The organism is Rathayibacter sp. AY1F2 (assembly GCF_002930885.1).
GTDB lineage: Bacteria > Actinomycetota > Actinomycetes > Actinomycetales > Microbacteriaceae > Rathayibacter.
Genome location: NZ_PSVG01000030.1, coordinates 1 through 13,243 on the forward strand (window position 1 = coordinate 1; position 13,243 = coordinate 13,243).

A 13,243-nucleotide genomic window follows, 5' to 3' on the forward strand; every position below is an offset into this window, starting at 1 on the left:
CGCGCCGGTCACTCCCTTCCGCGACTCCGCACCCGCCCTCCGCGGCTCCGCGCTCGACCCGCCGCACCTCGCGCCACCGTGTCGGCGCCCCGACGTAGGCTGTCCGCCATGACCTCGACGACGCCTCGCTCCGGTATCGACCGCTCCGAACTCGACCCCGCGACGCGCCCGCAGGACGACCTCTACCGGCACGTCAACGGGCTCTGGATCGACCGCACCGAGATCCCCGCCGACAAGGCGCGCTACGGCTCCTTCCACCTCCTCCAGGAGGAGGCGGAGAAGGCCGTGCGCGACATCATCGTCGAGGCGCAGACCGCGCAGCACGGCACCGAGGAGCGCCTGTTCGGCGACCTCTACGCCTCCTTCATGGACGAGGAGCGGGCCGAGGAGCTCGGCGCCGCCCCGATCGCCGACGACCTCGCCGCCGTGCAGCGGGTCGACTCGATCCCCGGCCTGCTCCGCGCGGTCGGCGCCTTCGAGCGCACCGGCGTCCCCGGGCTCTTCGGCCTCTTCGTCGACAACGACCCGGGAAGCCCTGAGCGCTACCTCGTCTTCGTCAACCAGGGCGGCCTCGGCCTGCCGGACGAGAGCTACTACCGCGAGGAGGAGTTCGCCTCCGTCCGCGAGGCCTACACGCCGTTCGTCGCGCGGATGCTGGCCCTGGCCGGCATCGACGCCGCCGAGGCCCGCGCCGAGCGCATCGTCGCCCTCGAGACCGACCTGGCCGCCGCGCACTGGGACAAGGTCCGCAGCCGCGACAGCCAGGCGACCTACAACCTCCGCTCCTGGTCCGAGGTCGAGGAGCTCGCCGCGGGCGTCGATCTCGGCGTCTGGCTCACCGCGATGGGCGCTCCGGAGGGGGCGCTCGCCGAGGTGGTCGTCCGCCAGCCGAGCTTCCTCCAGGGCCTCGCGGGCCTGCTCACCGAGGACCGCCTCCCGGCCTGGCGCGACTGGCTGTCCTGGCAGGTGATCCGCGGAGCCGCGGCCTACCTGTCCAGCGGCTTCGTCGACGCCAACTTCGACTTCTACGGCCGCACCCTCACCGGCACCCCGCAGAAGCGGGAGCGCTGGAAGCGCGCCGTCTCGCTCGTCGAGGGGTCGCTCGGCGAGGCGGTCGGCCGCACCTACGTCGCCCGCCACTTCCCCGAGACGGCGAAGGCCGCGATGGACGTGCTGGTCGCGAACCTCATCGAGGCGTACCGCCGCTCCATCGTCGACCTGGAGTGGATGAGCCCCGCCACCCGCGAGCGCGCGCTCGAGAAGCTCGCGAAGTTCACGCCCAAGATCGGCTACCCGGTGCGCTGGCGCGACTACTCCGCCCTCTCGATCGACCCGGCCGACCTGCTCGGCAACGCCCGCCGCGTGGCCGAGTTCGAGTTCGCCCGCGAGCTCGGCAAGATCGGCCGCCCGCTCGACCGCGACGAGTGGTTCATGACCCCGCAGACGATCAACGCGTACTACAACCCGGGCTTCAACGAGATCGTCTTCCCGGCCGCGATCCTGCAGTTCCCCTTCTTCGACGAGGCCCGCGACCCCGCCGCGAACTACGGAGCGATCGGCGCCGTCATCGGCCACGAGATCGGCCACGGCTTCGACGACCAGGGCTCGCGCTTCGACGGCGACGGCCGCCTCACCGACTGGTGGACCGAGGAGGACCGGGCCGCGTTCGAGGAGCGGACGAAGGCGCTCATCGCGCAGTACGACGCGCTCGCTCCCGCGACCACGCCCGGGCACCACGTGAACGGCGCCCTGACCATCGGCGAGAACATCGGCGACCTCGGCGGTCTCGGCATCGCCTGGAAGGCGTACCTGCTCTCGCTGGACGGCGAGGAGCCGCCCGTCGTGGACGGCCTGACCGGCGCCGAGCGCTTCTTCCTCTCCTGGGCGCAGGCCTGGCAGCAGAAGTCCCGCGACGAGGAGACGATCCGCCTCCTCGCCATCGATCCGCACGCTCCGGCCGAGTTCCGCTGCAACCAGATCGTCCGGAACATCGACGAGTTCTACGCTACTTTTGACGTCTCCGAAGGCGACGCCCTCTGGCTCTCCCCGAGCGAGCGCGTCACCATCTGGTAGTCGCCGCCGACCACCTCCGCAGCACGGACGAGGAGCCCCGGGCATCGAGAGCCGACCGATGCAGCGGGGTCGTCCGCCGATCGCGCGTCCTGCCGGCGCGTGAGGACCCAGGTCCCCCCTCCGCACGACCGCACTCCCGACCCGTAGAGGGGCCGTACCCGTGGTGATCCCCACCAGCGAGACCCGCCGTGAGAGCCGACGCAACCGCCGGGGGCGCCACAAGGGCGGCGGCGACCGCGAGAACTTCCAGCGCGGCTTCGACGCCCTCGGCCGTCTCGCGATCGACGGGGTCGTCGTCTCGGCGCGCGCCGTCGACCTGGCGACCGGCCGCACCCTGTTCGCGGTCGACGACTCCGTCTCGATGCCCACCGCCTCCCTCGGCACCGTCGTGCTGCTGATCGAGGTCGCCGCCCGGCTGGCGAACGAGCCGCAGGAGAACCTGCGCCTGGTCGACCGGACCGCGGCGGACGCGGTCTCGGGCTCCGGGCTCTGGCAGCACCTCCAGGTGCCGTCGATGCCGATCGCCGACCTCGCCGCCCTCGTCGGTGCCTCGAGCGACAACCTCGCGACCAACGTCCTGCTGCGCCGCGTCGGCCTCGATGCCGTGCGCGAGCGGGCGGAGGCGCTCGGCCTCTCCCGCACCGCCCTGCTCGACGTCGTGCGCGACGAGCGCGGCCCGGACGACGCGCCGCAGCTCTCGATCGGCTCCGCCCGCGAGCTGACCTGGCTGCTCGCCACCCTCGCGAACGGCGAGATCGTGGACGCCGCCGTGAGCTCGCGGGTGATCGGCTGGCTCTCGCTCGGCACCGACCTCTCGATGGTCGCCGCCTCGTTCGGGCTCGACCCGCTCGCGCACCGCCACCCCGACCACGGGGTCCTGCTCGTCAACGCGACCGGCACCGACGTCGGCGTCCGCGCCGAGGCCGGCGTCCTCCGCGGCCCGCGCGCCGGAGTCGCCTACGCGGTCGCCACCCAGTTCGACGACACGACCCTGCACTACCGCCTCGCGGTGCTGGAGGGCATGCGCACCCTCGGAGCCGACCTGCTCGAGTACGTGCACTGACGGCTGCCGGGGCGGAGGCTCCTCCGGAGCAGGCCGATCCCGCGGGGCCCCTCGGGTGCCCCGTCAAGTCCGTGACCGCCTCCGGGGGCGCGACCTAGGCTGCCCGCAGCGGCGCCGCCTCCCGGGCGCACCGCGGAGAGGGAACCATGAGCAGCTTCGGCTTCGACGCCCCCGAGGACGTCACCGACACCACCCGCCCCGACGGCGACTCCCTGCCGGTCCCGCCGGAGGACCCGGCCGAGATCGACGACCCCGAGTCGATCGACGAGGCGCTCGACCAGGGCGCCGACGTCCGCCTCGGCGACGACCAGGACCCGCCGGAGCACCCCTTCATCCCGTCGCCCAGCTGATCGGCCGGCCGGGCGCCCCAGCGGCGCCCGGCCTTGTCCGACCTGGCTGCTCCTCCGAGCCGACTACTCCTTCGACCCCGGCTTCAGGCGGTTCGCGAGGCGCTTGATCGGGTGGGCGGGCTCGCGCTCCGCCGGATCCTCGACCTCGAGGCCGTAGAACGTGCCGATGTCGCCGACGAACGCCTTGCGGCGGGCCTTGTCGTAGGCGCGGATCTCGCGGCGGAAGGCGATCACCGTCGCGACGCACATCAGGATCATCACGACGCTGAACGGCAGGGCCGAGAGGATCGCGGCGGTCTGCAGGGCGTCGAGGCCGCCGGCGACCAGGAGCGACAGGGCGAGCAGCGCGGTCGCGACGGCGAAGAACACGCGGATGCGGTTGCGCGGCTCCGGCTCGCCGCCGGTCGCGATCATCGACATCACGAGCGCTCCGGAGTCGGCGGAGGTCACGAAGAAGACGCCGATCAGGAGGATCGCGCCGATCGTCAGCACCGAGCCCGCGGGCAGTCCCTGCAGCATCGAGAAGAGCGCCAGGTTGGTGTCGACCGAGCCGTCGGCGCCGACGAGGCCGCCGTCGCCGTAGAGCTCGCGGTAGATGGCCGTGCCGCCGAGGACGCTGAACCAGAGGAAGGTCATGATCGTCGGCACGAGCAGCACGCCGCCGACGAACTCGCGGACCGTCCGGCCCTTCGAGACGCGGGCGATGAAGATGCCGACGAACGGCGCCCACGACATCCACCAGCCCCAGTAGAACGTGGTCCACGAGGCCTGCCACTGCTCGCCCTCGCGCCCGGCGTAGGCGCTGACCGTGAAGGTCAGGCCGATGAAGTTCTGCAGGTAGTTGCCGAGCGACTGCACGAACTCGCGGAGGAGGAACTGGGTCGGGCCGGCGACGAGCACGAAGACGAGGAGCGCGGCGGCGAGCAGCAGGTTGCCGGTCGAGAGCCACTTCATGCCCTTGCCCACGCCCGAGATCAGCGAGAAGACGGTCAGGCCCGTGACGACGGCGATGACCACGATCTGCACGGTGAGCGACGACTCCACGATGCCGCTCGCCTCCAGGCCCGCCGAGATCTGGGTGACGCCCAGGCCGAGCGAGGTCGCGACTCCGAACATGGTGCCGACCAGGGCGACCACGTCGATCGCGTTGCCCCAGCCGCCGCGGACCCGGCGGCCCAGCAGCGGCTCCAGCGCCCAGCGGATCGACACCGGCCGCTTGCGGCGGTGGATCGCGTACGCGAGGGCGAGGCCGACCACCACGTAGATGGACCAGGCGTGGACGCCCCAGTGCAGGTAGGTCTGCGAGATCGCGCTCTGCGCGAGCTGCGTCTCGGTGCCGGTGACGCCCGGGCGCGGAGTGGCGAAGTGGGTGAGCGGCTCCGCGACGCCGTAGAAGACGAGGCCGATGCCCATGCCGGCGGCGAAGAGGAGCGAGATCCAGGCGAGCATCGAGAACTCGGGCTCGTCGTCGTCGGCGCCGAGCTTGATGTCGCCGAAGCGGCTCACGCCCATCCAGATGGCGAAGGCCACGAAGACCGCGGCGATCAGCACGTAGTACCAGCTGAACGTGTTGACGACGGTGGTCTGCAGCGTCGAGAACACGGAGGTCGCGGCGTCGGGCGCGAGGATCGCGAAGGCCGCGATCGACAGCGTGAGGACGGCGGCGGGCCAGAAGACCCACCGCGCGAGGCGGTGCGGAGGGGCGGTCGTGCCCGCGGTGGCGGGGGCGGTGTCCGGGGAGGACGGGTGCTCGGACATGGGGTCCTCTCGTCGGCGGCAACCGTCCACGGTACACGGGGGCCCGTCGGCGGCCCCGGCCGGGGGAGCCGGGCTGGCATGATCCGGCCCCGGTGCGGGAGGCTGGACCCGTGCAGTTCAGAGTGTTCACCGAACCCCAGCAGGGCGCGAGCTACGAGGACCTCCTCGCCGTCGCGCAGGCCGCCGAGAGCCTCGGCTACGACGGCTTCTTCCGCTCCGACCACTACCTCCGGATGGGGGACGGCGATCCCGGCGTGGGCCCGTCCGACGCGTGGACGACGCTCGCCGGCCTCGCCCGCGAGACCGAGCGGATCGCGCTCGGCACCCTCGTCTCCTCCGTCACCTACCGGCCGCCGGGGATCCTCGCGATCCAGGTCGCCCAGGTCGACGCGATGTCCGGGGGCCGTGCCGAGCTCGGCCTCGGCACCGGCTGGTTCGAGGAGGAGCACGCCGCGTACGGCATCCCCTTCCCTCCGCGCCGCTTCGACCTCCTCGAGGAGCAGCTCGAGATCGTGACCGGCCTGTGGTCGACGCCGGTCGGCGAGCGCTACTCCTTCGCCGGCGAGCACTACACGCTGACCGACTCCCCGGCCCTGCCCAAGCCCGCCCGCCTGCCGCTGCCGGTGATCGTCGGCGGCGGCGGCCCCAAGCGGACCCCGGCGCTCGCGGCGCGGTTCGCGAGCGAGTTCAATCTGCCCTTCCCCGAGTTCGACGCGATCCCGGGGGCCTTCGAGCGCGTCGACGAGGCGTGCCGGGCGATCGGGCGCGAGCCCTCGTCGCTGGTGCACTCGGTCGCGCTGATCGCGGTCGGCGGAGGGGACGAGGCGGAGTTCACGCGTCGTGCGGCGGCGATCGGCCGCGAGCCCGCCGAGCTGCGCGAGCACGGAGTGGCCGGCGGCGTCGACGAGGCGGTCGACCGCCTCGAGTCCCTCCGCGAGGCCGGCTGCGAGCGCGTCTACCTGCAGTTCATGGACCTGCAGGACCTCGACCACCTCGACTTCTTCGCCCGGGAGGTCCTGCCGCGCCTGTCGGCGTAGGGCGGGCGCCGCTGCTGACTCTGCTCCGACCGTCCAGGAGTCGTCGCACTCGCGCTCGACTGCGACGACTCCTGGGCGCTCGCGGGCTGCGGGCAGCACGCTCCGGCCTGCGCGCCCGGGCGTCCGTCCGCGCCGCGGCCTACGCTGGAGGGATGGCGGACACGATCGAGCGCGCGGACGAGCGCCTGGCGACCCGCTCGGCGGCCGAGGTCCCGTGGATCGTGCTGGTCTGGGACGATCCGGTCAACCTGATGTCGTACGTCTCGTACGTCTTCCGCAGCTACTTCGGCTTCGGCCGGGCCGAGGCGGAGCGGCTGATGCTGCAGGTGCACACCGAGGGGCGCGCGGTCGTCGCGACCGGCAACCGCGAGGAGATGGAGCGGCACGTGGAGGCGATGCACGGCTACGGCCTGTGGGCGACGCTGCAGAAGGCCGACGCGTGAGCGCCCCGCTGCGCCCCACCGCCGCGGAGACCGGAGAGCGCTCCGCTCGCGGCATCCGAGGACTCGGCTGATGCGCGCGTTCCGCCGCGACTCCTCCGGGGCGGCCGTCGCCCGCTTCGACCGCGAGGAGGCCGGGATCCTCCGCCACCTGGCGGGCGAGATGCTCGAGCTGCTCGACCGCGGGGCGTCCTCGGAGGAGGCCCGCTCCGATCCGGCGCTCGCGCGCCTCCTGCCCGACGCCTACCGCGACGACGCCGAGGCGGCCGACGAGTTCCGCCGCTTCACCGCTCCGGACCTCGCCGCCCGCAAGATGGACGACGCCCGCGCCGTCACGGCGGCCCTCGACGCCGGCGACGGCACGAGTCACGGCCGGATCTTCGAGGGGCTGGGCGAGGTCGCGGTCCGTCTCGAGGAGCCGCAGGCGATCGCCTGGCTCCGCGCACTGACCGACATGCGGCTCGCTCTGGCCGTGCGGCTCGGCATCGACGACACCGACGACGTCGTCCCGGAGGAGGGGAGCGCGGCCGCGATCCGCAGCGTCTACGACTGGCTGGGAGGCGTGCAGGACGGACTCGTCCGCGCCGTCGACGCGTGATCCACTCGTCCCTCCAGCGATTCCACAGCTGTGGACAACCCTGTGGAAAGGTGTGGAGAACCGGCTTCGGGAGCACCTCCGAACGGCGGAGCGCCGGGCGCGGGGGTGTGGAAACGCGTAGCGTCCACCCTGTGAACACTCCGAGCACCGCCGACGCCCAGCGCACCGCCGACGACATCCAGGACTCCCGGGCGGTGCGGACCCTCGCCCGCGGCGGCTTCGCGGCGAACGGCCTCGTCCACCTCCTGATCGGAGTGATCGCCCTCGGCGTGGCCCGCGGCGGCGGAGGCGAGGCCGACCAGAGCGGTGCTCTCGGCGCCCTCGCGGCGCAGCCCGGCGGTCTGGTGATCCTCTGGATCTGCACGGTCGGCCTCTTCGGCCTGGCGCTCTGGGGGCTGCTCGAGGCGTTCCTCGTCCGCCCGCGCGAGAGCGCCCTGAAGACCTGGGGCAGCCGGCTGAAGGAGGCGGGCAAGGCCGTCGTCTACGGCGCCCTCGGCGTGACGGCGCTGAAGTTCGCGACGGGCGGCGGGTCGAGCTCGTCCGAGTCGTCCGAGAGCGCGAGCGCGCAGGTGCTCTCGGCGCCGGGCGGAGTCGTGCTGCTCGTGATCGCGGGACTGGCCGTCCTCGCGGTCGGCGGCGTCTTCGTGTACCGCGGAGCGAGCAGGAAGTTCCTCGAGAACGTCGCGGAGCCGGGCGGTACGGCGGGCACCGTCGTCACCGTGCTCGGCGTCGCCGGCTACGTCGCCAAGGGCGTGGTCCTCGGCGCTCTCGGCGTGCTGCTGATCGTCGCCGCCGTCACCCATGATCCGGAGCAGGCGGGCGGGCTCGACGAGGCGCTGAAGTCGCTCGTGGAGCTGCCGGCAGGTGTGCTCCTCCTCGGCTTCGTCGCCGTCGGGCTCATCGCCTACGGGCTCTTCTGCTTCGCCCGCGCGCGCTGGCCGCGCCTCTGATGTCGGATAGCGGATCCGCTCCTTACATGTCACCCCCCTTCCGCGCAACTGGTCCCGCCGTCCCGGAGTCGGTGACACGCTGAGGCCTGTGAGTGCTGGAGGCGAGGACGCGACCGGTGGACGGGTGCGTCCGCCGCTGACGCAGGACGCCGCCCGTCTGCTGACCCGCTCCGCCACGGGGGACGCCTCCGCTCTGGGAGAGCTCGTCGACCGCTTCGGCGGCCTCGTCTCGGCGTGCGTCGGCACGGTCCAGGCCGACCCGGCCGGCCGCGACCGGCTCTGCACCGACGTCTTCACCGCCGTCTGGCGCCGCTCCCGCGAGGGCGCCCGCTCGCCGGAGCCCGTGCTCTGGGTGCTCGAGGTCCTCTGCGAGACCCTCGGGTCCGCGCACGAGCTCGCCCGGCGTCCGCTCGGCAGCAGCCTGCTCGCCCTCGACTGCCCGGACCGCGAGCTCCTGCTGCTGGCTGCGGCCGGCGGCTTCTCGCAGGCCGAGATCTCGGCGCTGACCGGGATCGACGAGTTCCGGCTGCGCTCGATCCTCCGGAACGCGCTCGAGACGCTCCAGGGCCGCGACAGCGATCTTCTGACGGCCTGACCGCCGGAGCCGTCGCGGGAGTAAAGTTGAGTCCGTCGAACTCAACTTTCGAGCCACGGAGGAGACCACCATCATGCAGGCCGGTCGGATGCCCCAGCAGGACGAGAAGTCCGCACTCGAGCAGTACGGCGTCAACCTGACCGCCATCGCGGCGAGCGGCAAGCTCGACCCGGTGATCGGGAGGGACGCCGAGATCCGGCGCGTCAGCCAGGTGCTCACGCGCCGCACCAAGAACAACCCCGTCCTCATCGGCGAGCCCGGCGTCGGCAAGACCGCCGTCGTCGAGGGGCTCGCCCAGCGGATCGTCGCGGGCGACGTCGCCGAGAGCCTCAAGGGCAAGCAGCTCGTCAGCCTCGACCTCTCGGCCCTGATCGCCGGAGCGAAGTACCGCGGCGAGTTCGAGGAGCGGCTGAAGGCCGTGCTCCAGGAGATCGAGGAGTCCGACGGCCGGATCATCACCTTCATCGACGAGCTGCACACGCTGATGGGCGCGGGCGGCGGCGAGGGGTCGGTGGCGGCCGCGAACATGCTCAAGCCCATGCTGGCGCGCGGCGAGCTGCGGATGATCGGCGCGACGACGCTCGACGAGTACCGCCAGTACATCGAGAAGGACGCCGCTCTCGAGCGCCGCTTCCAGCAGGTCTTCGTCGGCGAGCCGACCGTCGAGGACACCGTGGCGATCCTCCGCGGGCTGAAGGAGCGCTACGAGGCGCACCACAAGGTGGCGATCGCCGATTCCGCCCTGGTCGCCGCCGCGTCGCTCTCGAACCGCTACATCACCTCCCGCCAGCTGCCGGACAAGGCGATCGACCTGATCGACGAGGCCGCGTCGCGGCTGCGCATGGAGATCGACTCCGCTCCCGTCGAGATCGACGAGCTGCGCCGCTCCGTCGACCGGCTGAGGCTCGAGGAGCTGGCGCTGAAGAAGGAGAAGGACGAGGCCTCGAAGGCGCGGCTGGAGAAGCTGCGCGAGGACCTGGCCCGCCGCGGCGCCCAGCTCGAGGAGCTGCAGGAGCGCTGGGAGCGCGAGCGCGCCTCCCTCAACCGCGTCGGCGAGCTCAAGAACCGGCTCGACGCCCTGCGGATCGCCGCCGAGCGGGCGCAGCGCGAGGGCAAGCTCGAGCGCGCGTCGAAGCTGCTCTACGGCGACATCCCGGTGATCGAGCGCGAGCTCGCGGCCGCCGAGGCGGAGGAGGAGCCGGCCGAGGGCCGCATGGTCAACGAGCAGGTGACGGCCGACGACATCGCCGCGGTGATCGCCGCCTGGACGGGGATCCCCGTCGGGCGCCTCCTGCAGGGCGAGACCGAGAAGCTGCTGCACCTCGAGACCGAGCTGCACCGCCGACTGATCGGCCAGGACGAGGCGGTGTCGGCCGTCGCGGACGCGGTGCGCCGCACCCGCGCGGGCATCTCCGACCCCGACCGGCCGACCGGCTCCTTCCTCTTCCTCGGGCCGACCGGGGTCGGCAAGACCGAGCTGGCGAAGGCGCTCGCCGACCACCTCTTCGACGACGAGAAGGCGATGGTCCGCATCGACATGTCGGAGTACGGCGAGAAGTTCGCCGTCTCGCGGCTGGTCGGCGCCCCTCCCGGCTACATCGGCTACGAGCAGGGCGGCCAGCTCACGGAGGCGGTCCGCCGCCGCCCGTACTCGGTGGTGCTCCTCGACGAGATCGAGAAGGCGCACCCCGAGGTGTTCGACGTCCTGCTCCAGGTGCTCGACGACGGCCGGCTCACCGACGGCCAGGGGCGGACGGTCGACTTCCGCAACACGATCCTCATCCTCACCTCCAACCTGGGGTCGCAGTTCCTCGTGGACCCGGCGCTGTCACGGCCGCAGAAGGAGGAGGCGGTCCAGCAGATGGTGCGCCAGGCCTTCAAGCCCGAGTTCGTGAACCGGCTCGACGACATCGTGATCTTCGACGCGCTCGACCGCACCGAGCTCGGCGAGATCGTGTCGCTGTACGTCGACCGGCTGTCGAGGAGGCTCTCGGAGCGACGGCTCGACCTGGCGGTGACGCCCGCGGCCCGCGGGTGGCTGGCCGAGCGCGGCTACGACCCGCAGTACGGCGCGCGGCCGCTGCGCCGGCTGATGCAGCGGGCGATCGACGACCAGCTGGCGACGGCGCTGCTCGGCGGCACGGTGCGCGACGGGGACGTGGTGCTGGTGGACGTGGCGCCGGACGGCGAGAGCCTGTCGGTGACGGCGGGGATGCCCGCGTCGGACTGACCGGGGTGCTCGACCCCTGTCGCGAGTCCGCAGAGGTCGCGGTGGTCGCGGTCGACGCCGACGTCTAGGGGGACGGGAAGGAGCGCGCCGGCGGTGACGGGAGGTCCCTCCACAGGGCGCTCGCGGGCGGTACTCGTCCACAGTGGCGGGATCCGCGGGCGGCGCGTCCGGCGGGCTCCGTAGCGTCGGCGGCATGTCCTTCGAAACGCCCGGCCCCCGCATGGCCGACCTCCCTCCCGAGGAGCGGCCGAGGGAGCGCCTCCGCGCCTACGGACCGGAAGCGCTCACTGACGCCGAGACCCTCGCCGTGCTCATCGGGGCCGGCGTCCGCGGCGCCAACGCGACCGTCGTCGCGCAGCGCCTCCTCGCGCGCTTCGGCGGCATCGACGCCGTCGCCCGGGCCGGGGTGGGCGATCTGATGGGCACCGCGGAGTCGGCGAGGTCGCCGCCTGCCGCCTGGTCGCCTCCTTCGAGCTGCGGCGGAGGATGAACCGCGCCTCGCGCGCCGCCCGCGTGACCGACGCCGCCGGCCTGGCCGGGCTCGTCGCTCCGCTGCTGGCCGCCCGGCCGGTCGAGACCGTGCTGGCGGTGGCGCTCGCCGAGTCCGGAGCCGTCCGCGACGTCCTGACGCTGGCCGACGGAGCCCCGGCGCACGCCGAGATCCCCGTCGCCGCCGTGCTCGCCGAGGTGCTGGCGCGCGGCGCGGCGGGCATCGGCCTGGCGCACAGCCACGCGGGCGAGGCCGTGGTGCTCCCCTCCGACCGTGCGGCGACGCGGGCGGTCGCCGACGGGGCAGAGGCGTGCGGCCTGCGGTTCCTCGCGCACGTCGTGATCGGGCGCGACGGCTGGGCGGATGCGCAGCCGTGACGCGGCGCAGGGCTGCTGCGGGGCTGCTCCGTTCCGGCACGACGCCTCCCGCCCCGCGCCGGACCGCCCCCGGCCGTGCCCCGGCTCTCCACCCGTGCCGCGTCGGCGCGCGTTCGTGCAAGCCCCCGCCTCTCCGGCACCCGCGGCCGGTCGCGGGCGTACCGTGGACGCCGACCCCACCCCCCTCCCGACCAGGAGCACCCATGCGAGCAACACTCATCCACGGCGAGCGCGACATCCGACTCGAGGAGGTCCCCGACCCGCAGCTCTCGACGGGGCGCGACGCGATCGTCCGCGTCACCGCGGCCTGCGTCTGCGGCTCCGACCTCTGGCCCTACCGCGGCGTCACTCCCACCAAGGAGGCGCACCGCATCGGCCACGAGTTCGTCGGCGTCGTCGAGGAGATCGGCGACGACGTGCACGACGTCGCGGTCGGCGACTTCGTGATCGCCCCGTTCTACGTCTGCGACGGCACCTGCGCGAACTGCGCCAACGGCGTCTCCACCTCGTGCCTCACCGGCGGCTGGTGGGGCGCCGAGGTCCGCGAGGAGGGCTTCGCGGACGGCGCCCAGGGCGAGAAGGTGCGCGTGCCCCTCGCCGACGGCACGCTCTTCCGCGTGGGCATCGATCCGGACCCGGCGCTCATCCCCAGCCTGCTCACCCTCGCCGACGTGATGGGGACCGGCCACCACGCCGCGGTCTCGGCCGGCGTCACCGCTGGCTCGACCGTCGCGGTCGTCGGCGACGGCGCGGTCGGCCTCTGCGCCGTCCTGGCGGCCAAGCGCCTCGGCGCGACCACGATCATCGCGATGTCGCGGCACGAGTCGCGGCAGAACCTCGCCCGCCGCTTCGGGGCGACCCACATCGTCGAGACCCGCGGCGACGAGGGCGTCGCGCGCGTCCGCGAGCTGACCGGCGGGATCGGCGCCGACTGCGTGCTCGAGTGCGTCGGCACCAAGGAGTCGATGCAGCAGGCCCTCGACTCCGCCCGCCCCGGCGGCATGGTCGGCTACGTCGGCGTCCCCAACGGAGGCCCCGAGCTGCCCGTCCGCCAGATGTTCGGCTCGAACGTGGGCGTCAACGGCGGAGTCGCGCCGGTCCGCGGCTACATGGCCGAGCTGCTGCCCGACGTGCTCAGCGGCGCGATCGAGCCCGGTCTGGTCTTCGACCTCGAGCTGCCCCTCGAGGAGATCGCCGAGGCGTACGCCGCCATGGACGAGCGCCGCGCGATCAAGACCCTCGTGCGTCCGTAGTCCCGCCGAGGGGCGCCGGCACGGTCGCG

The 13,243-nt window shown here is 73.2% G+C and carries 13 protein-coding genes; 12 read left to right on the plus strand and 1 reads right to left on the minus strand.

Annotated elements, in window-relative coordinates:
• The first annotated feature begins 108 nt into the window (after nucleotides 1-108).
• The 3 genes from C5C54_RS16250 to C5C54_RS16260 all read left to right on the plus strand — a co-directional run bounded on the left by C5C54_RS16250 (nucleotide 109) and on the right by C5C54_RS16260 (nucleotide 3,486).
• Nucleotides 109-2,073 (plus strand): M13 family metallopeptidase, encoded by a 1,965-nt coding sequence (locus tag C5C54_RS16250; protein ID WP_104260965.1) that lies wholly within the window; start codon nucleotides 109-111, stop codon nucleotides 2,071-2,073.
• 160 nt (nucleotides 2,074-2,233) lie between these two features.
• Nucleotides 2,234-3,136, plus strand: a complete 903-nt coding sequence (locus C5C54_RS16255) for a serine hydrolase (protein WP_104222833.1) — start codon at nucleotides 2,234-2,236, stop codon at nucleotides 3,134-3,136.
• Nucleotides 3,137-3,282: 146 nt separating this feature from the next.
• Nucleotides 3,283-3,486 carry a hypothetical protein gene (locus C5C54_RS16260; RefSeq protein WP_104288805.1) on the plus strand — a complete coding sequence of 68 codons (204 nt, stop codon included), beginning with the start codon at nucleotides 3,283-3,285 and terminating at the stop codon, nucleotides 3,484-3,486.
• Between the two features lie 63 nt (nucleotides 3,487-3,549).
• On the opposite strand, the gene C5C54_RS16265 is transcribed toward C5C54_RS16260, so the two are convergent.
• On the minus strand, nucleotides 3,550-5,244 hold the full coding sequence (locus C5C54_RS16265; RefSeq protein ID WP_104258185.1) for a BCCT family transporter: 1,695 nt from the start codon (nucleotides 5,242-5,244) through the stop codon (nucleotides 3,550-3,552).
• A 110-nt stretch (nucleotides 5,245-5,354) separates the two neighbouring features.
• Here C5C54_RS16265 and C5C54_RS16270 point away from each other — a divergent pair, with 110 nt between their 5' ends.
• The 9 genes from C5C54_RS16270 (at nucleotide 5,355) to C5C54_RS16310 (ending at nucleotide 13,214) form a co-directional block, all read left to right on the plus strand.
• A complete protein-coding gene (locus C5C54_RS16270; protein ID WP_104234367.1) occupies nucleotides 5,355-6,281 on the plus strand; it encodes an LLM class F420-dependent oxidoreductase in 927 nt (308 codons plus the stop codon).
• 152 nt (nucleotides 6,282-6,433) lie between these two features.
• The gene (gene clpS, locus C5C54_RS16275; RefSeq protein ID WP_104222829.1) at nucleotides 6,434-6,724 is read left to right on the plus strand and encodes an ATP-dependent Clp protease adapter ClpS; all 291 of its coding nucleotides are present in this window, start codon (nucleotides 6,434-6,436) and stop codon (nucleotides 6,722-6,724) included.
• Nucleotides 6,725-6,794: 70 nt separating this feature from the next.
• A complete protein-coding gene (locus C5C54_RS16280) occupies nucleotides 6,795-7,319 on the plus strand; it encodes a DUF2017 domain-containing protein (RefSeq protein WP_104288806.1) in 525 nt (174 codons plus the stop codon).
• Nucleotides 7,320-7,450: 131 nt separating this feature from the next.
• Nucleotides 7,451-8,269, plus strand: coding sequence for a DUF1206 domain-containing protein (locus C5C54_RS16285; protein ID WP_104225741.1), 819 nt, complete (start codon nucleotides 7,451-7,453; stop codon nucleotides 8,267-8,269).
• A gap of 88 nt (nucleotides 8,270-8,357) precedes the next feature.
• A complete protein-coding gene (locus C5C54_RS16290) occupies nucleotides 8,358-8,864 on the plus strand; it encodes an RNA polymerase sigma factor (RefSeq protein ID WP_146078885.1) in 507 nt (168 codons plus the stop codon).
• Between the two features lie 88 nt (nucleotides 8,865-8,952).
• Nucleotides 8,953-11,094, plus strand: coding sequence for an ATP-dependent Clp protease ATP-binding subunit (locus C5C54_RS16295; RefSeq protein WP_374952925.1), 2,142 nt, complete (start codon nucleotides 8,953-8,955; stop codon nucleotides 11,092-11,094).
• Nucleotides 11,095-11,287: 193 nt separating this feature from the next.
• Nucleotides 11,288-11,584 (plus strand): UPF0758 domain-containing protein, encoded by a 297-nt coding sequence (locus C5C54_RS16300; protein ID WP_146078886.1) that lies wholly within the window; start codon nucleotides 11,288-11,290, stop codon nucleotides 11,582-11,584.
• A complete protein-coding gene (locus C5C54_RS16305; protein WP_104288808.1) occupies nucleotides 11,581-11,961 on the plus strand; it encodes a JAB domain-containing protein in 381 nt (126 codons plus the stop codon). The genes C5C54_RS16300 and C5C54_RS16305 overlap by 4 nt, the downstream gene beginning before the upstream one ends.
• 203 nt (nucleotides 11,962-12,164) lie before the next feature.
• Complete coding sequence (locus C5C54_RS16310) at nucleotides 12,165-13,214, plus strand: zinc-dependent alcohol dehydrogenase family protein (protein ID WP_104222823.1); 1,050 nt, start codon at nucleotides 12,165-12,167, stop codon at nucleotides 13,212-13,214.
• Nucleotides 13,215-13,243: the final 29 nt, after the last annotated feature.

Coding starts and splice junctions, on each gene's coding strand:
- C5C54_RS16250 (WP_104260965.1), top strand. CDS start 109: ATGACCTCGACGACGCCTCGCTCCGGTATCGACCGCTCCGAACTCGAC.
- C5C54_RS16260 (WP_104288805.1), top strand. CDS start 3,283: ATGAGCAGCTTCGGCTTCGACGCCCCCGAGGACGTCACCGACACCACC.
- C5C54_RS16265 (WP_104258185.1), bottom strand. CDS start 5,244: ATGTCCGAGCACCCGTCCTCCCCGGACACCGCCCCCGCCACCGCGGGC.
- clpS (WP_104222829.1), top strand. CDS start 6,434: ATGGCGGACACGATCGAGCGCGCGGACGAGCGCCTGGCGACCCGCTCG.
- C5C54_RS16280 (WP_104288806.1), top strand. CDS start 6,795: ATGCGCGCGTTCCGCCGCGACTCCTCCGGGGCGGCCGTCGCCCGCTTC.
- C5C54_RS16295 (WP_374952925.1), top strand. CDS start 8,953: ATGCCCCAGCAGGACGAGAAGTCCGCACTCGAGCAGTACGGCGTCAAC.
- C5C54_RS16300 (WP_146078886.1), top strand. CDS start 11,288: ATGTCCTTCGAAACGCCCGGCCCCCGCATGGCCGACCTCCCTCCCGAG.
- C5C54_RS16305 (WP_104288808.1), top strand. CDS start 11,581: ATGAACCGCGCCTCGCGCGCCGCCCGCGTGACCGACGCCGCCGGCCTG.
- C5C54_RS16310 (WP_104222823.1), top strand. CDS start 12,165: ATGCGAGCAACACTCATCCACGGCGAGCGCGACATCCGACTCGAGGAG.